Source organism: Streptomyces sp. NPDC056948 (genome assembly GCF_042674225.1).
In the GTDB taxonomy this organism is placed as follows: domain Bacteria; phylum Actinomycetota; class Actinomycetes; order Streptomycetales; family Streptomycetaceae; genus Streptomyces; species Streptomyces purpurascens.
This window is the reverse complement of record NZ_JBHUQX010000038.1, coordinates 1-21,966: the sequence shown is the minus strand read 5'-3', so window position 1 is coordinate 21,966 and position 21,966 is coordinate 1. Positions and strand designations below refer to the sequence as shown.

Annotated in this window: 16 protein-coding genes; 8 read left to right on the top strand and 8 right to left on the bottom strand. The window is 71.0% G+C overall.

From position 1 onward, the window contains the following. The first annotated feature begins 175 nt into the window (after nucleotides 1-175). The 4 genes from ACFTZL_RS07485 to ACFTZL_RS07470 all read left to right on the top strand — a co-directional run bounded on the left by ACFTZL_RS07485 (nucleotide 176) and on the right by ACFTZL_RS07470 (nucleotide 4,034). Nucleotides 176-1,558 (top strand): glycine--tRNA ligase, encoded by a 1,383-nt coding sequence (locus ACFTZL_RS07485; protein WP_382579386.1) that lies wholly within the window; start codon nucleotides 176-178, stop codon nucleotides 1,556-1,558. Nucleotides 1,559-1,709: 151 nt separating this feature from the next. Next, a complete protein-coding gene (locus ACFTZL_RS07480; RefSeq protein WP_382579385.1) occupies nucleotides 1,710-2,333 on the top strand; it encodes a LysE family translocator in 624 nt (207 codons plus the stop codon). An 89-nt stretch (nucleotides 2,334-2,422) separates the two neighbouring features. After that, nucleotides 2,423-3,421 (top strand): aldo/keto reductase, encoded by a 999-nt coding sequence (locus tag ACFTZL_RS07475; RefSeq protein ID WP_382579405.1) that lies wholly within the window; start codon nucleotides 2,423-2,425, stop codon nucleotides 3,419-3,421. A 25-nt stretch (nucleotides 3,422-3,446) separates the two neighbouring features. Next, a complete protein-coding gene (locus tag ACFTZL_RS07470) occupies nucleotides 3,447-4,034 on the top strand; it encodes a TetR family transcriptional regulator (protein WP_382579384.1) in 588 nt (195 codons plus the stop codon). Nucleotides 4,035-4,234: 200 nt separating this feature from the next. Here the strand turns inward: ACFTZL_RS07470 and ACFTZL_RS07465 are convergent, their stop codons facing one another. Together ACFTZL_RS07465 and ACFTZL_RS07460 are read right to left on the bottom strand one after the other, a co-directional pair. Beyond that, the gene (locus ACFTZL_RS07465; protein ID WP_382579383.1) at nucleotides 4,235-4,441 is read right to left on the bottom strand and encodes a hypothetical protein; all 207 of its coding nucleotides are present in this window, start codon (nucleotides 4,439-4,441) and stop codon (nucleotides 4,235-4,237) included. Nucleotides 4,442-4,558: 117 nt separating this feature from the next. Beyond that, a complete protein-coding gene (locus tag ACFTZL_RS07460; RefSeq protein ID WP_382579381.1) occupies nucleotides 4,559-5,998 on the bottom strand; it encodes an MFS transporter in 1,440 nt (479 codons plus the stop codon). Nucleotides 5,999-6,094: 96 nt separating this feature from the next. Between ACFTZL_RS07460 and ACFTZL_RS07455 the strand changes: the two genes are divergently transcribed. Continuing rightward, nucleotides 6,095-6,991 (top strand): helix-turn-helix domain-containing protein, encoded by an 897-nt coding sequence (locus ACFTZL_RS07455; protein ID WP_382579379.1) that lies wholly within the window; start codon nucleotides 6,095-6,097, stop codon nucleotides 6,989-6,991. An 11-nt stretch (nucleotides 6,992-7,002) separates the two neighbouring features. Here the strand turns inward: ACFTZL_RS07455 and ACFTZL_RS07450 are convergent, their stop codons facing one another. From ACFTZL_RS07450 to ACFTZL_RS07440, 3 genes are all read right to left on the bottom strand, one after another. Continuing rightward, entirely contained in the window at nucleotides 7,003-8,844 is a 1,842-nt protein-coding gene (locus ACFTZL_RS07450) for a caspase domain-containing protein (RefSeq protein ID WP_382579377.1), read from the bottom strand. Next, a complete protein-coding gene (locus ACFTZL_RS07445) occupies nucleotides 8,841-9,233 on the bottom strand; it encodes a hypothetical protein (protein ID WP_382579376.1) in 393 nt (130 codons plus the stop codon). The genes ACFTZL_RS07450 and ACFTZL_RS07445 overlap by 4 nt, the downstream gene beginning before the upstream one ends. A gap of 202 nt (nucleotides 9,234-9,435) precedes the next feature. Beyond that, on the bottom strand, nucleotides 9,436-10,890 hold the full coding sequence (locus ACFTZL_RS07440; protein ID WP_382579374.1) for an MFS transporter: 1,455 nt from the start codon (nucleotides 10,888-10,890) through the stop codon (nucleotides 9,436-9,438). Between the two features lie 78 nt (nucleotides 10,891-10,968). Here ACFTZL_RS07440 and dusB point away from each other — a divergent pair, with 78 nt between their 5' ends. Then, nucleotides 10,969-12,102, top strand: a complete 1,134-nt coding sequence (dusB, locus tag ACFTZL_RS07435) for a tRNA dihydrouridine synthase DusB (RefSeq protein WP_382579373.1) — start codon at nucleotides 10,969-10,971, stop codon at nucleotides 12,100-12,102. Here dusB and ACFTZL_RS07430 read toward each other — a convergent pair whose 3' ends face one another. The 3 genes from ACFTZL_RS07430 to ACFTZL_RS07420 form a co-directional block, all read right to left on the bottom strand. Next, nucleotides 12,103-13,851, bottom strand: a complete 1,749-nt coding sequence (locus tag ACFTZL_RS07430; RefSeq protein ID WP_382579372.1) for a sulfatase-like hydrolase/transferase — start codon at nucleotides 13,849-13,851, stop codon at nucleotides 12,103-12,105. Nucleotides 13,852-14,004: 153 nt separating this feature from the next. Continuing rightward, nucleotides 14,005-15,942, bottom strand: coding sequence for a glycogen debranching N-terminal domain-containing protein (locus ACFTZL_RS07425; RefSeq protein ID WP_382579371.1), 1,938 nt, complete (start codon nucleotides 15,940-15,942; stop codon nucleotides 14,005-14,007). Beyond that, complete coding sequence (locus ACFTZL_RS07420; protein ID WP_382579369.1) at nucleotides 15,939-17,351, bottom strand: hypothetical protein; 1,413 nt, start codon at nucleotides 17,349-17,351, stop codon at nucleotides 15,939-15,941. Before ACFTZL_RS07420 ends, ACFTZL_RS07425 begins: the two co-directional genes overlap by 4 nt. A gap of 121 nt (nucleotides 17,352-17,472) precedes the next feature. Here ACFTZL_RS07420 and ACFTZL_RS07415 point away from each other — a divergent pair, with 121 nt between their 5' ends. Next, nucleotides 17,473-18,699 (top strand): ROK family protein, encoded by a 1,227-nt coding sequence (locus ACFTZL_RS07415; protein WP_382579367.1) that lies wholly within the window; start codon nucleotides 17,473-17,475, stop codon nucleotides 18,697-18,699. A gap of 405 nt (nucleotides 18,700-19,104) precedes the next feature. Continuing rightward, nucleotides 19,105-21,852, top strand: a complete 2,748-nt coding sequence (gene ppdK / locus ACFTZL_RS07410; RefSeq protein WP_382579366.1) for a pyruvate, phosphate dikinase — start codon at nucleotides 19,105-19,107, stop codon at nucleotides 21,850-21,852. The last annotated feature ends 114 nt before the right edge of the window (nucleotides 21,853-21,966 follow it).

Sequence of the window (21,966 nt, the reverse complement as noted above, 5' to 3'; positions counted from 1 at the left end):
ATATGGAAACCGTTGTCAACAAACGTCCTGAACTGGGCCGGGAACAGGGCTCGCGGCCCTCTGGCGGTCGCTGAGGGGGGAGCGATTTGATTGGAGGGGCGTCCCCGCCGGTAACCTGAATCATTCGCTGGAAGCAACTCGCTTCGTCGCCCGTCGTCGTAATGAAGAGAGCACCGTGGCCGCCGACAAGATCGACACCATCGTCAGCCTGAGCAAGCGCCGTGGCTTCGTATTCCCCTGTAGTGAGATCTACGGCGGTCAGCGCGCCGCCTGGGACTACGGCCCGCTGGGTGTCGAGCTCAAGGAGAACCTCAAGCGCCAGTGGTGGCGCTACATGGTGACGTCGCGCGAGGACGTGGTCGGTATCGACTCGTCCGTCATCCTGGCCCCCGAGGTCTGGGTCGCCTCCGGCCACGTCGCCACGTTCACGGACCCCCTCACCGAGTGCACCTCCTGCCACAAGCGGTTCCGCGCGGACCACCTGGAGGAGGCCTACGAGGAGAAGAAGGGCCGCGCCCCGGAGAACGGGCTCGCGGACCTCAACTGCCCCAACTGCGGAAACAAGGGCACCTTCACCGAGCCCAAGCAGTTCTCCGGCCTGCTGTCGACCCACCTCGGCCCGACGCAGGACTCCGGCTCCGTCGCCTATCTGCGGCCCGAGACCGCGCAGGGAATCTTCACCAACTTCTCCCAGGTGCAGACCACTTCGCGCCGCAAGCCGCCGTTCGGCATCGCCCAGATGGGCAAGTCCTTCCGCAACGAGATCACGCCCGGCAACTTCATCTTCCGCACTCGCGAGTTCGAGCAGATGGAGATGGAGTTCTTCGTCAAGCCGGGCGAGGACGAGACGTGGCAGGAGTACTGGATGGAGCAGCGCTGGAACTGGTACACCGGTCTCGGCCTGCGCGAAGAGAACATGCGGTGGTTCGAGCACCCGAAGGAGAAGCTCTCCCACTACTCCAAGCGCACCGCCGACATCGAGTACCGCTTCCAGTTCGGCGGCAGTGAGTGGGGCGAGCTCGAGGGCGTCGCCAACCGCACCGACTACGACCTCGGTGCCCACTCCAAGGCCTCCGGCCAGGACCTCACCTACTTCGACCAGGAAGTCGGCGAGCGCTGGACGCCGTACGTCATCGAGCCCGCGGCCGGTGTCGGCCGGGCGATGCTCGCCTTCCTGCTCGACGCCTACCTCGAGGACGAGGCGCCCAACGCCAAGGGCAAGATGGAGAAGCGCACCGTGCTGCGCCTGGACCACCGTCTCGCGCCGGTGAAGGTCGCGGTGCTCCCGCTGTCCCGGAACCCGGAGCTCTCCCCGAAGGCCAAGGGCCTCGCGCAGGCGCTGCGCCAGAACTGGAACATCGAGTTCGACGACGCCGGCGCCATCGGCCGCCGCTACCGTCGCCAGGACGAGATCGGCACGCCGTTCTGCGTGACCGTCGACTTCGACACGCTCGAGGACAACGCGGTCACCGTCCGCGAGCGTGACTCGATGAAGCAGGAGCGGGTGTCCCTCGACCAGATCGAGGGGTACCTGGCGGCCCGCCTGGTCGGCTGCTGACCGCTTTTCGCGTGCACGTCGGTGCCGGGTTCCTCTTCGGAGGGGCCCGGCACTGTCGCGTTTTCGGGGGTGGAGCGAGCGGGAGTGGTCCTCCAGCGCCGGGGTCGATTGGACCTGTTTCCCGGGGTGGCGCCGCGCCAGGGTGAGCGGCATGACCATCGCGTTTCTGCTGACCACCCTTGTCGTCGTCGCCACGCCCGGCACCGGCGTCGTCTACACCCTCGCCGCCGCGCTCTCCCGTGGCCGCCGCGCGAGTGTCGTCGCGGCCGTCGGCTGCACGCTCGGCATCGTGCCGCATCTGCTGGCCACGGTCACCGGCGTCGCCGCCCTGCTGCACGCCAGCGCGACGGCCTTCGAGGTGCTGAAGTACGCCGGGGTCGCCTATCTCCTCTACATGGCGTGGGCGACCGTGCGGGACAAGGAGGCGCTCGTGGTGGAAGAGGAGCGGGCGTCCGCGCCGGCGGCGGTGTCGGCGCGGCGGGTGATCGTGCGGGGTGTGCTGATCAACATCCTCAATCCGAAGCTGACGATCTTCTTCTTCGCGTTCCTGCCGCAGTTCGTGAGCCCGGGGGAGCCTCGCGCGGTGGTGCGGATGCTGGGGCTGGGCGGGGTGTTCATGCTGGCGACGTTCGTGGTGTTCGCGGTGTACGGGGTGCTGGCCGCGTCGGTACGCAGTCACGTCATCGGGCGGCCGCGGGTGATGGCCTGGCTGCGGCGGGGGTTCGCGGGGTCGTTCGTGGCGCTGGGGGCGAAGCTGGCGTTCACGGCGCGGTAGCCGGTAGCGGGTAACCGGCGGGGGTGACAAATATCGACTGACAGATATTGAAATCTGTCAGTCGTCATGGCATGGTGGCTGGCATGACGATGCGAACCCGACCCCTCGGAACCACCGGCCCCCAGGTCTCCGCCCTCGGTCTCGGCTGCATGGGCATGTCCGCGCTGTACGGCGAGGCGGACCGGGCCGAATCCATCGCGACCCTCCACGCGGCGCTCGAAGCGGGCGTCACCCTGCTGGACACCGGCGACTTCTACGCCATGGGCCACAACGAACTGCTGATCGGCGAGGCCCTGCGCGCGGCCCCCGCGGCCCGGCGTGAACAGGCGCTGGTCAGTGTGAAGTTCGGCGCCCTGCGCGACCCGGACGGCGGCTGGTCCGGCTACGACGGCCGGCCCGCCGCCGTGAAGAACTTCGCCGCGTACTCCCTCCAGCGGCTCGGCGTCGACCACATCGACGTCTACCGCATCGCCCGCCTCGACCCGGACGTGCCGATCGAGGAGACGGTCGGCGCGATCGCGGAACTCGTCGAGAAGGGACATGTGCGGCACATCGGCCTGAGCGAGGTCGGCGCGGAGACCATCCGCCGGGCCGCCGCCACCGCGCCGATCTCCGACCTCCAGATCGAGTACTCCCTCATATCGCGCGGCATCGAGGACGAGATCCTGCCGACCACGCGTGAGTTGGGCATCGGCATCACGGCGTACGGAGTGCTCTCCCGGGGCCTGATATCGGGCCACTTCACCGCGGACCGGCAGCTCGGCGCGGGCGACTTCCGATCGCTGTCGCCGCGCTTCCAGGGCGAGAACCTCCGGCACAACCTGGACCTCGTCGAGGCGCTGCGGAAGATCGCCGAGCAGAAGGGCGCCAGCGTCGCGCAGACGGCCATCGCCTGGGTGCTCTCCCGCGGTGAGGACATCGTGCCGCTGGTCGGCGCCCGCCGCCGCGACCGGCTCACGGAGGCGCTGGGCGCGCTGGACGTGACGCTGGACGCGGCCGACCTGACCGCGATCGAGGAGGCCGTACCAGCCGGTGCCGCCGCGGGTGAACGCTACCCGGCGGCCCAGATGGCGCACCTCGAGAGCTGAGCCGGGCTCCGGGTACGGTCTGGGCATGGCACCGACCAGCGAGACTCTGACCGCCGAGCGCATCCTCGAGGCCACCGAGGAGGTGCTGCGGCGCCACGGCCCGGCCAAGGCCACCGTCGTGGACGTCGCCCGGGCGCTCGGGGTCAGCCACGGCAGTGTCTACCGCCACTTCCGGACCAAGGCGGCGCTGCGCGAGGCGGTCACCAAGCGCTGGCTGGACCGCACGTCCGGGGAGCTGTCCGGCATCGTCGCCGGCGGCAGCGCCCCGGAGGCCCGGCTGCGGGACTGGCTCGCCGCGCTGTTCGCCGCGAAGCGCCGCAAGGCGGGCGATGATCCGGAGCTCTTCGCCACGTACATGGTCCTCACCGACGAGGCCGGTACAGCGGTCGGCGAGCACATCACCGACCTCACCGCCCAACTGGCCCGCATCATCCGGTCCGGCGTGGAGAACGGCAGCTTCACCGCCACCGACCCGGAGGCCTCGGCCCGCGCGGTCTTCCAGGCGACCGGCCGCTTCCACGACCCCTGCTATGCGCGGGAGTGGGAGCAGCCCGGCGTGGAGGGGGAGTTCGAGGCGGTGGTGGAGCTGGTGGTGCGGGGGCTGCACGCCTAGGTCGTGTCCGCAAAGTCCCGTCGTCCGCCCGGAGGGCGGGCCTCGCGGCGTCTGGTGCGTGCTCTCGGCGTGCCGGGCGGAGCCTCTCGTACTGGTTGTACTTGGGGGTTCGCCCGGTGCGGCGAGAGTGCGTGCCAGGCGTCGCGGGGCAGGCGGGACTTTGCGGACACGGCCTAGGGGGCTTCTGATGCAGAAGCGTCTTATGCCGCCGTCGGGTCCACCGTCGCCTGATGGGCCTCCGCCAGATGTTCCTCCGCCTTCAGCCAGGGCAGGAACTGGGCGCTTCTGCGCCAGCCGCAGGTGTCGCATCTGATGGTGCGCTGCATGCCCGTGCGCTGTACCCGCACCACGTGTTCGCGGCCGTGCTGGTCCCAGCGGCTGACCTTGCTCGAGTCGATCTGCGTCATGATGCCTCCCCGCGTCCAGGAATCCGGCCCGTCCGGTCCGCTCGCAGCAAGGAGTGTGCAGCAAGACCAACATCAACAGGGTTTCCCCGGATGCGAGTTATCAGGCCGTGAGATGTCTCAGACGACCGTGCGCGGGAGCCTGAGGCTCAGCAGACCTGTCAGCACCACCCCGGCGAGCTGCACCAGCAGCGTCGTGACCAGGGCGTTCCGCATGCCCATCCCCGGGACCAGGGACAGGAACAGCGTGCCCAGGGTGGCCACACCGAGGGCCAGTGCCGACTGCTGAGTGGTGATCATCACGCCGCTGCCGACACCGGCGCGGGCGGGCGGCACCTCGGAGAGGATGACCCGGTAGATGACGGGCAGTTGCAGTGCCTGGCCCGCGCCGGCGATCGCCGCGCCCGGGAGCAGTTCGACGAAGCCGAGGTGCGGCCAGAAGCGCCAGGCGGCCAGTGCCATCAACGCCAGGCCCACGCCCTGGAGTACGGCACCGGCCGTCACCACGCGCGTCCCGTAGCGGGCGACCAGCCGGGGGCCCAGCAGGGAGAAGACGAAGAACACCACCGCCAGAGGCAGGAGCGCCAGGCCCGCGGCGACCGGATCGAGCCCGGCGCCCTCCTGCAGGGCCACCGCGATCACGAACATGAAGCCGCTGAAGCCGATGGAGAAGGGCAGCACCAGCAGCAGTCCGCGGCGCAGTGACGTGAGCGCGAACAGGCTCGGCGGGACCAGCGGCGTACGGCCCTCGCGGTCGGCCCTGCGTTCCACCGCGTAGAACGCCGCCGCCACGAACGGGAACGCGGCCAGCGACAGCCACGTCCACAACGGCCAGCCCGCCGCCCGCCCCTCGGTGAGCGGGACGAGCAGGGTGAGCAGCGAGGCCGCGAGGAGGAACGTGCCGGGGACGTCGACCGGCTCCGGTCGCGGCGAGCGGGTCTCGGGGACCACCCGGACGGCCAGCACCAGGCCGGCGAGGACGACCGGCACATTGACGAGGAACACCGAGCGCCAGCCGGTACCGGCGATGTCGGCCGCGACGAGGACCCCGCCCAGGATCTGTCCGGCGACCATGGACAGCCCGGCGGTCGCGCCGTACAGGCCCATGGCCTTGGCACGCCGGGGGCCGGTCGTGGTGGCCTGGATGGTGGCCAGTACCTGCGGCAGCATCGCGGCGGCCGACGCGCCCTGCGCGACCCGGGCCGCGACCAGCGACCAGGCGTCCGGCGCAAGTCCGCACGCCAGCGAGGTCAGCCCGAAGGCCGCCATACCGCCGAGGAACAGCCGCCGCCGGCCGAACAGGTCACCGAGCCGGCCCCCGAGGACCAGCAGGACGGCGTACGACACCCCGTACCCGGCGACGACGAGTTCGAGGACCGCCTCGCTCGCGGCGAGGTCGGTGCCGATGGTGGGCAGGGCGACGTTGACGATGAAGAAGTCGACGAGGGGCAGGGCCGCGGCCAGCAGCACCGTGAACAGTCCGAGCCCGCCGAGCACGGGGGTCGGGGCGGCGGGCGGGCGGACGGCGCGTGAGGTGAGGGATTCCGTGGTCACGGTCATGAGCCTGCTGCCTCACTCAGGCTGGTACCAGAGTGTTCTTATCCTGGTAGCCACACCACCTGGAAACCGGGTCCGGGCGGCGGCAGGCTGGAGGGTATGACGACCATGGCCGAGGAGACGGCGGTACGCGCGCCCGGGGCGCCGCGCGACGGGGATGTCCGGCGGCACGAGCTGGCGGCGTTCCTGCGCAGCCGCCGGGAGCGGATCGCCCCCGAGCAGGTGGGCCTGCCCCGGGGCCGCCGGCGCCGTACGCCGGGTCTGCGCCGTGAGGAGGTCGCCCAGCTCTCGGCCGTGGGGGTCACCTGGTACACGTGGCTGGAGCAGGCCCGTGACATCCAGGTCTCCGTCCAGGTCCTCGACGCGCTCGCCCGCGCGCTGCTGCTCGACCCCGGGGAGCGCGCCCACCTCTTCCAGCTTGCCGGGGTCGCCGACCCGACGCCCGCGACGACGTGCCCGTCGGTCACGCCGGCGATGCGGGCGGTGCTGGAGCAGGTCGAGCCGTTCCCGGCGTGCCTGCAGAACAGCCGGTACGACATCCTCGCCTACAACCGCACGTACGGGCTGCTGCTGTGCGACCTGGACACGGTGCCGCCCGAGAACCGCAACTGCATGGTCCTGTCCTACACGCACGCCGAGTGGCAGTCGTCGATCGTGCACCTGGAGGAGACCCAGCGCCTGATGGCGGCCCGCTTCCGCGCCGCGATGGCCGGCCATCTCACCGAGCCCGCCTGGAAGATGCTGCTCAAGCGCCTGCGCACGGAGTCCCCCGAGTTCCGCACGGCCTGGGACCGCCACGAGGTGGTGTCCCACCGCACCAAACGCAAGGAGTTCCTCAACCGCCACGTCGGCCGCATCGCCGTCGATCACACGGACCTGTGGCTGACGCCGGGGGCGGGGCCGCGGATCGTGACGTACGTACCGGCGGACGAGGAGTCCCGGGAACGGCTGGAGAGGCTGCAGGTGATCGCCACGAGCGGCGCCGGAAGCCGGTGACGAGAGCACGGTCACCAATGGGCGCTGCCCACCAGGTAGGTGATGCCCACGAGGACGGCCAGGATCAGTACCGGGATCGCCAGGCCCTTCGCGACCGCGGTCAGTGTGTGCGTACCGCTCGCCGCCTTGCTCGTGTAGTGCTCCCGCCGTGCTCCCAGATCGTGCCGGGCGATCGCGCCGACGACCAGCGCCACCGCACCGGTGATCAGAGACACGGTGAGCGGTGTGAGCGCTCCGTGCTCGCGGATGTTGTCCTCGACGTTGCCGTAGACCCCTTCGTCGCCCCGCTCCGTGATGGCGACCACCGCCGCCTGGATGGACAGTACGAGCGTGGCGACCGCCGCGAGGGCGAGCGCGAGGGCGGCACCGGCAAGGGTGGGAGCGCGCCGGGACGGGGCTGACCGGTCCGTTCGCGTCTGGTGTGCAGCCGTTCGCGTCCGGTCTCCAGAGGTCTTGGACTGCGTCCCGCGACGGAGCGGGGTGCGCCGGTGCTCGGCGGTCACCCTGTCCGGCTTGCCGTCCGGTCCATGTGTCGGCTCTGCGGGGCCGTCCGAGGACTTGGAGCCGGGAGCCGTGTCGGGACCCGTTTCGCGTGCCGGGCCTATCACCGCCTCGACGTGGATCACCGACTCGTCCGCCACACCCTTCAGCACGATGTCGCCGGACAGACGCCCCTCGGCCGTCGTGTCGACGTGGACGTCCAGGCCCTTCTGGGTCGGATCGACCCGCAGCCACGACTGTTTGGGCTGGGCCAAGCAGTGACGGGCCAGCGGTGGGCCGTTCAGGGTCACGGACTGTTTCCGAGGGGGCGAGCCCTTTGGTGCCTGGCCGAAGTCCAGGTGGTCCGGGGACGGTGCGAGGTGGATCGTGCTCAAGGCGTCGGACGCCAGTTCGGCGATCGGCTGGATGTCGTTCCGCGCGACCTCCTCCAAGTGCTGACGCGCCCCTTCCGCCATGGGCAGCTCCCTGCGCTGCAGTCGTTTGCGCAACTCCGTCACGGCGCCTTGCCGTGTAAGGAATTCCTCGCTGTTCATGGCCGCCCGCAGGGAGGGCGGCGAGGGAACGGCGACGATCTTGATGCGGCCACGCCGACTGTGTGCCAGATGCAGCTCCCCGCGCAGCTCCGCCGCCTTCTTCGGCGTCTGATGGGGGTTCTGCTCCTGTACGTGCCTGTAGACGTACTCGTACAGGTCGTCGAGGGAGACTTTCCCGTCCGCGTCGAGGTCGGCCTCGCCGGTCTCCAGGCCCTCGACGACCGCGTGCGTGAACAGCGAAGGCCGCGGACCGGAGTTCTCCGCGAGTTTGCCGCCCTCGAAGGCGTACTCCATGGAGTCGGACGCGGTGATCACGGCCCACCCCCGCCCAGTGGCCGGCTCGCCCTTCGCGAACGACTCGAGGACGTTGATCTCTCCGGAAGCGCGGACGGAGGTCGAGCCCCGGGAGAAGGCGCCGCCGTAGCAGCAGTCGAGGAACAGGACGGTGCGGCCCGCCCGGGTGCCGTACATGCAACTGCGGACGAACTGGGAGGGGACAGCCGTGGCGGCCAGCAGCGGGGGCTCGGTGTCGCTCGCGGCCAGGTACAGCTCGCCGGCCTCGCTCTTGATGCCGTGACAGGAGAAGTGCAGCAGGAGCGTGTCGGCGCGGCCGCGCTCGTTGAAGAAGCCCTGGATGCGCCTGCGCATGAGGTCGGCCGACGCGTTGTGCACGACCTCCACCTCGAAGTCGCCGATCTGCGGGTCGTGCAGCACCCTCTCGAGGGCCGCGGCGTCCTGGGCGGGCGCCTTGAGCTTCTTGAGCCCTTGGTCCTCGTACCGGTCGTTGGCGATGATCAGCGCGTGTCTGGAATCCGTCATGGCTCTGCTCCGGCCGGGGAATGGCGCTCGACGAAGATCCTGAACGCCTCCGCGACCTGATCGTCGGTCGCCTCGGACACCTCCAGGACGTCGTCGCCCAGCTGCAGCCGCATGGACGGGTGGGTGTCATGACGCCGGCCCATCCAGGACCGGATCGCGGTCATCACCTGGCTCAGGGCGGCTGCAGAGCTGCCCAGGGTCACCAGCAGGGCACCGATCTGAGTGACGTCCACGGCCCGCGCTCCGGGCGGGACCTCCCCGCCGGGGAGCGTCGTGACGTCGTCCACGTCGAGATCGAGCAGTTCCTCGCGCAGGTAGCCGGTCAGCTCCGCGACCCGTTCGGCTTCCGCGTCCTCTTCGGTGAGGAGGATGTGCAGTGTGTTGTCCACCGTTCAGCCCCTTTGCTCGTGCTCTCGGGGCGGCGCAGAGTCGGAGTATCGGTGGGCTCTACGTCTTCACTTACAGTTTCTGCTGCTCAGAGCGGGGTGGCAAGTCGCCGACGGTGGAATGAGTTTCACGGTTCAACCGTAAGGCTCCTCACCTAACCTCCGCGGATACGCCCCGTGTTGTCGAAAGGGCAACGAACCACGGCTACGAGGCGCGGTCCGCGGTCACCGCCACATCACGCACTTCCGCCGACTCCAGCCGTTCGGCCGCCCGCTCGGCGGTCCCCCGAGCCCACCGCCCGCTCGTCACCGCCCCCAACGCCAGCACCGCGAACCCGCAAGCCGCGAGGATCCACCAGCCGGGCCGCGCCGCCGACAGGAACGTCTCCCGGTACGAGGACGAGCCCACGCCGGAGGCGAGCACCGCCCCCACCACCGCGACCCCCAGCGTCTGCCCGAGCTGTCGGCTCGTCGAGGCCACCGCCGCGGCCACACCCGCCTGCGCACGCGGCATCCCGGACACCGCCGTGTTGGTGATCGGCGCGTTGACGAACCCGAAGCCGATGCCGAAGAGGACGTAACCGGCGAAGAGCGTGACGTTGGAGGTCTCGGCCTCGAACGCGGCGAACAGCACGCCGCTCGCCGTCATCGCGAAGCCGGCGATCAGGAGCGGGAGGCGTGGGCCGCGTGTGCCGACCAGGCGGCCGGAGAGCGGGGCGCACAGGAAGGTCGGGGCCGCCATCGGCAGCATCCACAGACCTGCCTCCAGGGCGGTCAGGCCGCGGACGTTCTGGAGGTACAGCGTGGACAGGAAGAGGAATCCGCCGAGCGCGGCGAACGCGCTGACCGCGATGCCCGTGGCCCCGCTGAACGGCGCCGAGCGGAAGAACCGCAGGTCGATCAGGGGTTCCGCGCGGCGGGGCTCGTACCAGAGGAGGCCGGCGAGAGCGGCCAGGGCGACCACGGCCAGCGGGGCGATCGAGGCGAACGGCGTGGTCGGCGCCTCGATGATCGCGTACGTCAGGGAGCCGAAGAGGGCGATCACCAGGAGCTGGCCGACCGGGTCGGGGCGGCGGGCCTTGCCGGCGCGGGACTCGGGGACGAAGCGCAGGGTGAGGAGGAGGGCGGCGAGGCCCACCGGCAGGTTGATCCAGAAGATGGAGCGCCAGCCGACGGTTTCGACGAGGAGGCCGCCGACCAGAGGGCCGGCGGCCATCGATATGCCGACGACCGCGCCCCACACGCCGATCGCGCGGGCCCGCTCACGCGGGTCGGTGAACGTGTTGGTGATGATCGACATGGCGACCGGGTTCAGCATCGAGCCGCCCACCGCCTGCACCATCCGGAAGGCGACCAGCGCCTCCAGGTTCGGCGCGAGGGAGCACAGCACCGAGCCGAGGGTGAAGACGACAAGGCCCGCCATGAAGACGCGTTTGCGGCCGATCCGGTCGGCCGTGGAGCCCGCGAGCATCAGCAGCGAGGCCAGGACCAGGGTGTAGGCGTCGATCGTCCACTGCAGACCTGAGGTGCTCGCACGCAGGTCCTGCTGCATGGACGGCAGGGCCACGTTCAGGACCGTGTTGTCGAGGCTCACGATCAGCAGGCTCATACAGCAGATCGCGAGCACCAGCATGCGGCGGCGGGGGCTGAGCTCGGGCATGCGCGCCATCGTACGCCGATTTCGATAGTGTGGCTAACTAATGAATTTTGCCGTCTCATTGCACGGCACAATGGATGCATGTCCACGCCCCTCCAGATCGGCCCGCACACCGTCCGGCCCCCCGTCGTCCTGGCCCCCATGGCCGGGATCACCAACGCGCCCTTCCGCACTCTGTGCAGGGAGTTCAGCGGAGGCAAGGGCCTGTTCGTCAGCGAGATGATCACCACCCGGGCGCTGGTCGAACGCAACGAGAAGACCATGCAGCTCATCCACTTCGACGAGACGGAGCGGCCCCGGTCGATCCAGCTCTACGGCGTGGACCCGGCCACCGTCGGCAAGGCCGTCCGCATGATCGCGGAAGAGGACCTCGCCGACCACATCGACCTCAACTTCGGCTGCCCGGTGCCGAAGGTCACAAGGAAGGGCGGCGGCTCCGCGCTGCCGTACAAGCGGAACCTGCTGCGGGGCATCCTGCGCGAGGCCGTCAGCGGCGCCGGCGATCTGCCCGTCACGATGAAGATGCGCAAGGGCATCGACGACGACCACATCACCTTCCTGGACGCCGGCCGGATCGCCGTCGAGGAGGGCGTCACCGCCATCGCGCTGCACGGCCGCACCGCCGCCCAGCACTACGGCGGCACCGCCGACTGGGACGCCATCGCCCGGCTGAAGGAGCACGTGCCGGAGATCCCGGTGCTCGGCAACGGCGACATCTGGTCGGCCGAGGACGCGCTGCGGATGGTGCGCGAGACCGGCTGCGACGGAGTCGTCGTGGGGCGTGGCTGCCTCGGGCGGCCGTGGCTGTTCGCCGACCTGGTGGCCGCCTTCGAGGGGCGCACCCAGGACGTCGCCCGCCCGGCGCTGCGCGAGGTCGCCGACGTCATGGTCCGGCACGCCACCCTGCTCGGTGAGTGGATCGGGGACGAGGCACGCGGGGTCATCGACTTCCGCAAGCACGTCGCCTGGTACCTGAAGGGCTTCGCGGTCGGCTCCGAGATGCGCAAGCGCCTCGCGATCACCTCCTCGCTCGAAGCGCTGCGCTCCGGTCTGGACGAGCTGGACCTCGACCAGCCCTGGCCCGCCGGCGCCGACGGGCCGCGGGGCCGTACGTCCGGCAACAACCGGGTGGTGCTGCCGGACGGCTGGCTCAAGGACCCGTACGACTGTGCCGGGGTCGGCGAGGACGCCGAGCTCGACACTTCCGGCGGCTGATCAGCCTTCCGAGCGGTGCGGCGTGGAGCCGTACGCCTTGAGGAAGCGGTCGCGGAAGGAGCTCATCTTCCACACCGGGGCGTCGCGGTCGGGCTTGAGGCCCTCCGTCCAGTTCCAGTCGGCGACCTTGTCGAGGACCTTCGGGTCCTTCGCGACGATGGAGACGGGCACGTCGCGGCTGGCGCGGGTGCCGCTGACCCGGGCCATGGGCTGGTGGTCGCCGAGGAAGACCAGGACGGTGTCGTCGGTGCCGTAGCGCTCCAGCCACTGGGTGAGGCTGGTGACCGAGTACTGGATGGACTTGCCGTACTCCTGCCGGGACTTGGTGGTGTCGGTGAGGACGTCCGACGCCTTGTTGCCGGCCTTCTCGATGGCGTCGAAGCGTGAGCCGTCACCGAGTTCGTCCCAGCCGACCATCTTCGGGATGGGCGCCCAGGGCTGGTGGCTGGAGGTCAGGATGACGAACGACATCAGCGGCTTGTCGCGCTTCTTGCCGTGCACCTGGCGCTGGAACGCCTCCAGCGCGTACTGGTCGGGCATGGTGGACCAACTGAACTTCGGGCCCTTGTAGCCCAGGTCGTAGGCGTCGTAGAGCTTGTCTAGGCCGTACCACTTCTCCTCCGGCCAGCCCTTCTGCACGCCGGGCATCACACCGACCGTGTCCCAGGCGCCGCTCTTGCGGAACGCCTTGGTGAGCGTGAGATGGTCGCCCGCGGTGACCGTGCGGTAGCGGCGCTGGTTGTCGATCCACAGGCCGGACATGGTCGTGGAGTGGCCGAGCCAGCTACTGCCTCCGTAGGTCGCAGAGGTCAGCCAGCCGCTGCGGGCGGCGAAGCCGGCCTTCTCCAGGGCCTTGCCGCTGGTGTCGAGGGTGCGGTCGACGCCGGGCGCCATGATCGGGTCCTCGATGGCGCTGCGGCCGTAGCTCTCGATGAAGGTGAAGATCACGTCCTTGCCGCGCAGGTCGGGCAGCAACTGGTCGGGCGGGGTGTTGCCGAAGGTGTCCGCCTGGGCGTGCTTCGCGAAGGCCGCCTCGTCGCGCAGGGACTCCACCGTCCGCTGGGCGTGGACCCGGAGGGCTCCGGCGCCGCGCTCGGAGGCGATCGGCCCGCCGAAGAGCGTCAGGCCCAGGGCGGAACAGGTGACCCAGACGACGCCGGCGATCAGCGCGCCCCGGGCCGCCCGGGGCCGGTGGCGGACGAGCAGGCCGCTGAGCCGAACCGTCGCCGCGACCATGACCGCCGCCAGCAGCAGGACCAGCACGATCGCGCCGACGGCGGCGGCGGTCGCGACGCCCCCGCCCAGCGTGTCCCCGACGTACGCCTGGGCGTCGGGCAGCAGGTCCCAGTCCAGCGCGGCGTTGAAGCCCCGGCCCAGATACTCGTTGAACCCCATGTCGAGCAGGTTCACGGCGGTCAGCGCGGTCAGGCCCAGCCCGTACAGCGCCGCCGCGACCAGCCGGGGCCGACGCGGCAGCCACAGCACCACGACGGCCCCGATGACCGCCTCGGCCGGTATACGCGTGAAGCTCTTCGGCCCGACGGCGGGGAGGGTGTTGGGCAGCAGCAGGGCACCGAGGACCAGGGCGGCGGCGAGGGTGGTGGTCGTCCAGCGGAGGGCGCGGGCGGCGGTTGTGGACCGGGCGGGTTCGGGCGTGCCGGGTACGTCGTCCGAGGGGGGAGTCTCCTCCGCCGATGCCGACGCAGGCTCTGACCGCGATGACTGGCGCAAGCGTGTGAAGACAGGCACCCGAAGGTCCTTCCCGTACGAAACCCGGTGAGGTGGCGGACCCGCGTGGGGGTTCGGGTCCGCCTCAGTTCCGTACGGGGCGCCCACCAGGTGCGTTCAGCCCGCCGGGCCAGCGCTCGGCAAACACCCGGCAAACGCCCGGCCAACCGCCCCTCAGACGCCCCCGACCGCCGTGAGCAGCGCCAACGGGGCCGAGGCCGAGCGGGATTCACGTACGCACGCGTGCGGGTACGGGACCGGCTCCGGGTGAGTGTCGCGGCCGTAGCCCGCGAGGACCTCCGGGAGGCGGTTGCCGGTCGCGGTCGCCGCGTCGACCAGGCCGCGGGCGATCGCGCGGGCCTCGTCGTGCAGTCCGTAGCGGGCCAGGCCCAGCGCGATCAGCGCGTTGTCGTGCGGCCAGACCGAACCGCGGTGGTAGGAGAGCGGGTGGAAGGCCGGCTGTCCGGCGGCCAGGGTGCGCACGCCCCAGCCGGAGAAGAAGTCCGGTTCGAGGAGGCGCCGGCCGACCTGTTCGCCGTACTCCTTGTCCAGCAGGCCCGACCACAGCAGATGCCCGGCGTCGGAGGCGAGGGCGTCGACCTGGTCGCCCCGGCCGTCGAGCGCGAGCGCGGGGAAGGAGTGCTCTTCCATCCAGAAGTCCCGCTGGAAACGGTCGCGCAGGTCACCGGCCGCCTGTTCCAGCAGGTCCGCGTACGTCCCGTCCTGCCACACCGTGCGCGCGAGCCACGCCGTGCGGCGCAGCGCGTCGTAGGCGTAGCCCTGGGCGCCCGCGGCCGTCACCGGCCCGTGGGGGCGGGTCCCCTCGGCGGAGCAGATGGCGCCGGGGGAGTCCTTCCAGTTCTGGTTGGCGAGGCCGCCCTGGTCGGCGCGGTAGACGAGGTAGCCGCGCGAGGTCAGGCCGCCGTGGTCCAGCATCCAGCCGACCGCGGCGCGGGCGTGCGGCTCCAGACGGCGGGCCAGGCCGGTGTCGCCGGTCTGCTCCGCGTAGGCGCCGAGGAGGACGAGGAACAGCGGCGTGGCGTCGACCGAGCCGTAGTAGCGGCCGTACGGGACCTGGCCGAAGTGGGCCAGTTCGCCGTGCCGCACCTCGTGGACGATCTTTCCGGGCTGGGCGACCTCGCTCGCGCCGGCGTCCGTGGCCTGGGTCGCGGCGAGCGCGGGCAGCGTGGCGGCGGCCAGCCGGGGCCGGTAGGGCAGCGCGAACAGCGAGGTGAGCAGGGCGTCCCGGCCCAGCAGGGTCAGGAACCAGGGGGCGCCGGCGGCCGGGACGCGCAGTTCCTCGCCGTCCGGGCCCTTCGCCGGGACCTGGAGCGCGGCGAGGTCGGCGAGACCCCGGGAGCAGGCGGCGGCCAGCTCCGGCCAGCCGGTCGGGAAGGCCAGGCCCTCCACGAACTCGCCTTCCCGGGCGAGCAGTCGCTCCTTCACGGCGGCGGGGGAGCGGGGTACGCGCAGGGCCCGCTTCTCGCCGTGCGGGCGGGCCATGACCCGCAGGATCAGCTCGGCGGTGCCGTGCGGTGCGAGCTCCAGGGTCCACACCAGGCGGCGGGCGCCGGTGCCGGTCTCCTCCACGGCGTCCGGCTGGGGCTCGGCCGTCACCGTCGTGCACGAGCGCCACTCGCCGCGCCGGTAGGTGAACTCCACGCCGTGGCCGAGGACCTGGCGGGAGCGGACCGCACCGGCCTTCGTGTAGGTGCGGTGGTCGGAGCGCAGCTCGAACTGGTCGGTGAAGTCGGCGTCGGCGGTGACCGCGAGGCGGACCGTCGTCGGCGCCGGGCGGTTGCTGGTGATGCGCAGCGATTCCACGAACGAGGCGTCGCCGACGGCCTGTTCACGGAAGAGCGTGTAGGCGGGCGGCTCGTTGCGGCCGCCGCGCGGGACGAGGACGCAGCGCGCGGTGTCCCCGTCGGCCACCGGCGTCAGCGTGTCGGGCACGGCCCCGTCCACGGTGAGCTGCCACCGGCTGAGGTGCCGTGCGTCCCGTACGAACATTCCGTCCGGGGCGCTGCCGCCCCGGTAGCCGCTGATGTCGCCGCGGTCACCCACGGCGGCGAACGTCCCGCCGTGCACGAGCAGATGATGCCGGTCCGTCATCCCCTGTCCCCTCCCTTGATCGCCGTGACGCCTTTTCTGTCCCCTGCGGGCCGGTCGTGCAGGAGGTCGAGCGTGAGCGCGGCGGTCCAGCCGAAGCCGGTGGCGCCGCAGGCCTGTGCCGTGTACGGGTCGACGTACTCCGCGAAGCCGGAGGCGTCGGCGGTGTGCAGGATGCCCTTGCGCAGGGCGTCGGCCCGGCCGCGCTCGCCGTGCAGCCGCAGACCGCCCTCCAGCAGCCAGTTGGTGTTGATCCAGGCCGGGCCGCGCCAGTAGCGGTGCGGGTCGAAGGCCTCGCCGAGCAGGTCGTAGCTGGGCACCAGGCGGGTGGTGCCGCCGAGGCCGAAGTGCGGGCCGCACATCGTGCGGACCAGGGTGCCGGCGAGGTCGCGGGGCAGGGTCGGCAGCAGCAGGGGGATCAGCCCGGAGACCCCGCGCTCGGGGATCAGCTCCCCGGCGCGCACGTCCCGGCACAGGAACATCCCCGCCGCGGGCTCCCACAGCCGCTCCACCAGGGCCGCCGTCAGGCGCTCGGCGCGGGCCTGCCGGGCCGTGCCCGCCGCGCCCAGCTCGTGGGCGATCCGGGCCAGGGCGTACTCGGAGGCGATGAGGAGCGCGTTGAACGCCGGGTCCTCCACGGCGAACTCCCCAGCCCCGTCGGCGTATCCGCGGTCGCGGTAGTCGCTCGCCAGCCGCACGTACCGCCCGTAGTCCAGATCCGTCGGACGGCCCTCGGGGGAGCCGTGGTCGAGGTCGGCGCGGCGGAAGGAGCGGGCCGGGGCCGGGGTGACCCGGGACAGCGGACGGTCCCAGCAGGGGCTGTTGTCCATACCCTGTTCCCAGGGGTGCACGACGGACACCAGACCGCCCCCGCCCAGGTCGCGCCGGTGCAGCAGATACCGGTGCCAGGCCGCGAGGCGGGGATACACCCGATGGAGGAAACCTCGCGCCCGCGACAGACCGGGGTCGGCCAGATGCACCAGCCACGCCGCCAGCGCGTGGACCGGTGGTTGCACGATCCCGGAGGTCTGTACGGTGCGCGGGGCGCCCGCGGCACGTCCCGCGGTCGAGGAGCGCCAGAAGTCGGGGCTCGGGAAGTACGCGTCGAGGGGGACGGAGGGGTTGAAGACGATGTGCGGGATCCGCCCGTCCGCCCACTGGGCCGCCAGCAGCGTGTCCAGTTCCGTCTGGGCGCGTAACGGCGAGACGTGCCGCAGGCCGATCGCGATGAACGCCGAGTCCCACGACCACTGGTGCGGATACAGGCTGCGCGAGGGCACGGTGGACGTCCCCGTCCAGCCGGCCTCCAGCACGGCGGCGGCCCTGACGTGCAGAGGCGGCGCGGTACTCGACGGATCGTATGCAACGGCGCGACCCGCGGGACGGGGGGCGCGTTGGGCGGTGCGGTCCACTCGGGGCTCTCCGAAAAGACGTCCGGCCGGCCGGTTCGGCTGCGGCTACCGTGGGGTTACGTCTATTTAACACGCAAAACCCACTATGTAAGGCAAGGTTGAGAAACACAAGGGGGTGTGCATGACCGGACAGCCCGGAAGAACGGGACGAGGGGCCGGCCAGGCGAGCGCCGGCGAACTGCTCGAACTGGTGCGCAGTCGCCGCGCCGTGACCCGGGGCGCCCTGCAGCAGGCGACCGGACTGTCCCGGGCCACCGTCGGACAGCGGCTCGACCGGCTGTTCCGCGCGGGCTGGCTGCGCGAGGGCGCCGGCGGGCCGGTGGACTCCCCGCTGGGCGGACGCCCCTCCATCACCCTGGAGTTTGACGACGAGCACGCCGTCGTCCTGGCCGCCGACCTCGACACCCGGCACGCGCGGGCGGCCGTGCTGTCGCTGAGCGGCGAGATCCTCGCCGAGCACTCCGGCACCCTGGTCGTCGAGGACGGGCCGGACACCGTGCTCGGCGACCTCGGCCGCTGGTTCGCCGAGCTGCTGGAGAAGGCGGGCTGCCCGGCCGAGTCGGTGTGCGGGGTCGGGCTCGCGGTGCCCGGCCCGGTCGACACCGAGACCGGCCGCGTCGTCCAGCCGCCGATCATGCCCGGCTGGGACGGCTACGGCATAAGGGGCCGGCTGGCCCGGGCGCTCACCGAGCACACCGGCGCCGCCGCCGTGCCCGTGCTGGTGGACAACGACGCCAACCTCATGGCGTACGGCGAACAGCGCACCGGCTACCCCGACTGCTCCGCCTTCGTGCTGGTCAAGGTCTCCACCGGCATCGGCGCCGGGGTCGTGGTGGACGGCTCGGTGTTCCGGGGCATCGACGGGGGCGCCGGGGACATCGGGCACATCCGGGTGCCGGAGGGCGCCCAGGCGCTGTGCCGGTGCGGTTCGTACGGCTGTCTGGCCGCCGTCGCGAGCGGTGGGGCGGTGGCGCGGCGGCTGGCGGAGGCCGGGGTGCCGGCGGCCTCCGGCTCGGATGTGCGGGACCTGCTGGCGTCCGGGCACCCCGAGGCGGTCGGCCTCGCCCGGGAGGCCGGGCGCCGCGTCGGGGACGTGCTGGCGACCGTCGTGACCCTGCTGAACCCCGGCGTGCTGATGATCGCCGGGGATCTGGCCGGAACTCCCTTCCTGACCGGTGTGCGGGAACTGCTCTACCAGCGGGCGCTGCCCCGCTCCACGGCCCACCTGGACGTGGTGACCTCACGGCTGGGCGAGCGTGCGGGGCTGGTGGGAGCGGGTGCGATGGTCGTCGAGCATCTGTACGCCCCCGAGCGGGTCGAGGAGCGGCTGCGGGCGCTCGGGGTGTGACAGGGACATTTCGCCCCCGTTCCACGTCCGCATGGTGAAATCCGGCGGGCTGTGGCAGCGTGATTCTCGCCACCTCTGATAAGGGTTGCGCTCAGATGAGCGGATCATGAGCGGCTGCACTTCTCCAAGGAGTGGCACTGAGTGCCACGCTTTGATCGTTCATCGATCGAACTCAAGCGTGCTGAACTCCGCTCAGGTGAGCACTCAGGGAGCTCAATGGAGGTTCATGCGTTCAAGAAGTGAACACATGCGGCTGTGATTGCTTGCCAAGCCTTGACTTTCGATCCGCTGGCGGACGAGTGGTTACAGGCGCATGACGCGCGCATGGACGTACCCAGACGCCTTCGATCTGGGTATGTTCCTCGCCGTCAGGGCAGCCACCGCGTCCTCGAGGAGTCGAGACCCGTGTCGGAAAACAAAGATCCCCACGTAGCTCAGCACGGTCAGAGCGTTGAGGGCGTGAAGTTCGTTTACGACTTCACCGAGGGCAACAAGGACCTCAAGGACCTCCTCGGTGGCAAGGGCGCGAACCTCGCCGAGATGACCAACCTGGGCCTGCCGGTCCCGCCCGGCTTCACGATCACCACCGAAGCCTGCAAGGTCTACCTGGACAGCGGCGAGGAGCCGGCGGCACTGCGTGACGAGGTGAGTGCACACCTCGACGCGCTCGAGGCCCGTATGGGCAAGAAGCTCGGCCAGGCGGACGACCCGCTGCTGGTGTCGGTGCGCTCGGGTGCCAAGTTCTCCATGCCCGGCATGATGGACACCGTCCTCAACATCGGCCTCTCCGACAAGTCGGTGCAGGGCCTCGCCAAGCAGGCCGGCGACGACCGCTTCGCCTGGGACTCCTACCGCCGCCTCATCCAGATGTTCGGCAAGACCGTCCTCGGCGTCGACGGGGAGCTCTTCGAGGACGCGCTGGAGGCGGCGAAGGCGGCCAAGAAGGTCACGGTCGACACCGAGCTGGAGGCGGCCGACCTCAAGAAGCTCGTCACCAAGTTCAAGAAGATCGTCAAGACCGAGGCCGGCCGGGACTTCCCGCAGAGCCCGCGCGAGCAGATGGACCTCGCCATCCACGCGGTCTTCGACTCCTGGAACACCGACCGCGCCAAGCTCTACCGCCGCCAGGAGCGCATCCCGCACGACCTGGGCACGGCCGTCAACGTCTGTTCCATGGTCTTCGGCAACCTCGGCCCCGACTCCGGCACCGGCGTCGCCTTCACCCGCGACCCCGCCTCCGGCCACCAGGGCGTCTACGGCGACTACCTGCAGAACGCGCAGGGCGAGGACGTGGTCGCGGGCATCCGCAACACCGTGCCGCTCGCCGATCTGGAGCAGATCGACAAGAAGTCGTACGACCAGCTCATGCAGATCATGGAGACGCTGGAGAACCACTACAAGGATCTCTGCGACATCGAGTTCACCATCGAGCGCGGTGTGCTGTGGATGCTCCAGACCCGCGTCGGCAAGCGCACCGCGGGCGCGGCCTTCCGCATCGCGACCCAGCTCGTGGACCAGGGCCTGATCGACGAGGCCGAGGCGCTCACTCGCGTCAACGGCGCCCAGCTCGCGCAGCTCATGTTCCCGCGCTTCGACGAGGACGCGAAGGTCTCGCAGGTCGGCCGGGGCATCGCGGCCTCGCCGGGCGCGGCGGTCGGCAAGGCGGTCTTCGACTCCTACACCGCGGTGAAGTGGTCCCGCTCCGGCGAGAAGGTCATCCTGATCCGCCGCGAGACCAACCCCGACGACCTGGACGGCATGATCGCCGCCGAGGGCATCCTGACCTCGCGCGGCGGCAAGACCTCCCACGCGGCCGTCGTCGCGCGCGGCATGGGCAAGACCTGTGTCTGCGGCGCCGAGGAGCTGGAGGTCGACACCAAGCGCCGCCGGATGACCGTCCCGGGCGGGCATGTCGTCGAGGAGGGCGACGTCGTCTCCATCGACGGCTCCTCGGGCAAGGTCTACCTCGGTGAGGTGCCGGTCGTGCCCTCGCCGGTCGTGGAGTACTTCGAGGGCCGGATGCACCCGGGTGCCGACGACGCCGACGAGCTGGTCGAGGCCGTCCACCGGATGATGGCCTTCGCCGACCGCAAGCGCCGGCTGCGCGTGCGCGCCAACGCGGACAACGCCGAGGACGCGCTGCGGGCCCGCCGCTTCGGCGCCCAGGGCATCGGCCTGTGCCGCACCGAGCACATGTTCCTCGGCGACCGGCGCGAGCTGGTGGAGCGGCTGATCCTGGCCGACACCCAGACCGAGCGTGAGGAGTCCCTCAAGGAGCTGCTCCCGCTCCAGAAGCAGGACTTCGTCCAGCTCTTCGAGTCGATGGACGGCCTCCCGGTCACCGTCCGCCTCCTGGACCCGCCGCTGCACGAGTTCCTCCCGGACATCACCGAGCTGTCCGTCCGTGTGGCCCTCGCCGAGTCCCGCCAGGAGCCGCACGAGAACGAACTGCGCCTGCTCCAGGCCGTGCACCGGCTGCACGAGCAGAACCCGATGCTGGGTCTGCGCGGCGTCCGTCTCGGCCTGGTCATCCCCGGTCTGTTCACCATGCAGGTCCGGGCGATCGCCGAGGCCGCGGCCGAGCGCAAGGCCGCCAAGGGCGACCCGCGCGCCGAGATCATGATCCCGCTCGTGGGCACGGTGCAGGAGCTGGAGATCGTGCGCGAGGAGGCCGACAAGGTCATCGCCGAGGTGGAGGCGGCCTCGGGTGCGCAGCTCAAGCTGTCCATCGGCACGATGATCGAGCTGCCGCGCGCCGCCCTGACCGCCGGTCAGATCGCCGAGGCGGCCCAGTTCTTCTCCTTCGGCACGAACGACCTGACCCAGACGGTGTGGGGCTTCAGCCGGGACGACGTGGAGGCCTCCTTCTTCACGGCGTACCTGGAGAAGGGCATCTTCGGTGTCTCCCCGTTCGAGACGATCGACAGGGACGGCGTCGGCTCCCTGGTGAAGCTCGCCGCCAAGGCCGGCCGCGAGACCCGCCCCGACCTCAAGCTCGGCGTCTGCGGCGAGCACGGCGGCGACCCGGAGTCGGTCCACTTCTTCCACGAGGTCGGACTCGACTACGTCTCCTGCTCCCCGTTCCGCATCCCGGTGGCCCGTCTCGAGGCCGGCCGGGCGGCGGTCCAGTCGCAGGGCAGCGACCACCGCTAGACCCGCGGCCCGCCAGGGCCACCCAGGACCCGGAGCCGTCGTCGGTCCCCGACCCTCACCGATCGCGGCGGCTCCGGACCACGGAAGAGAGCGGGGGCGGCACCTTGTGCGGGG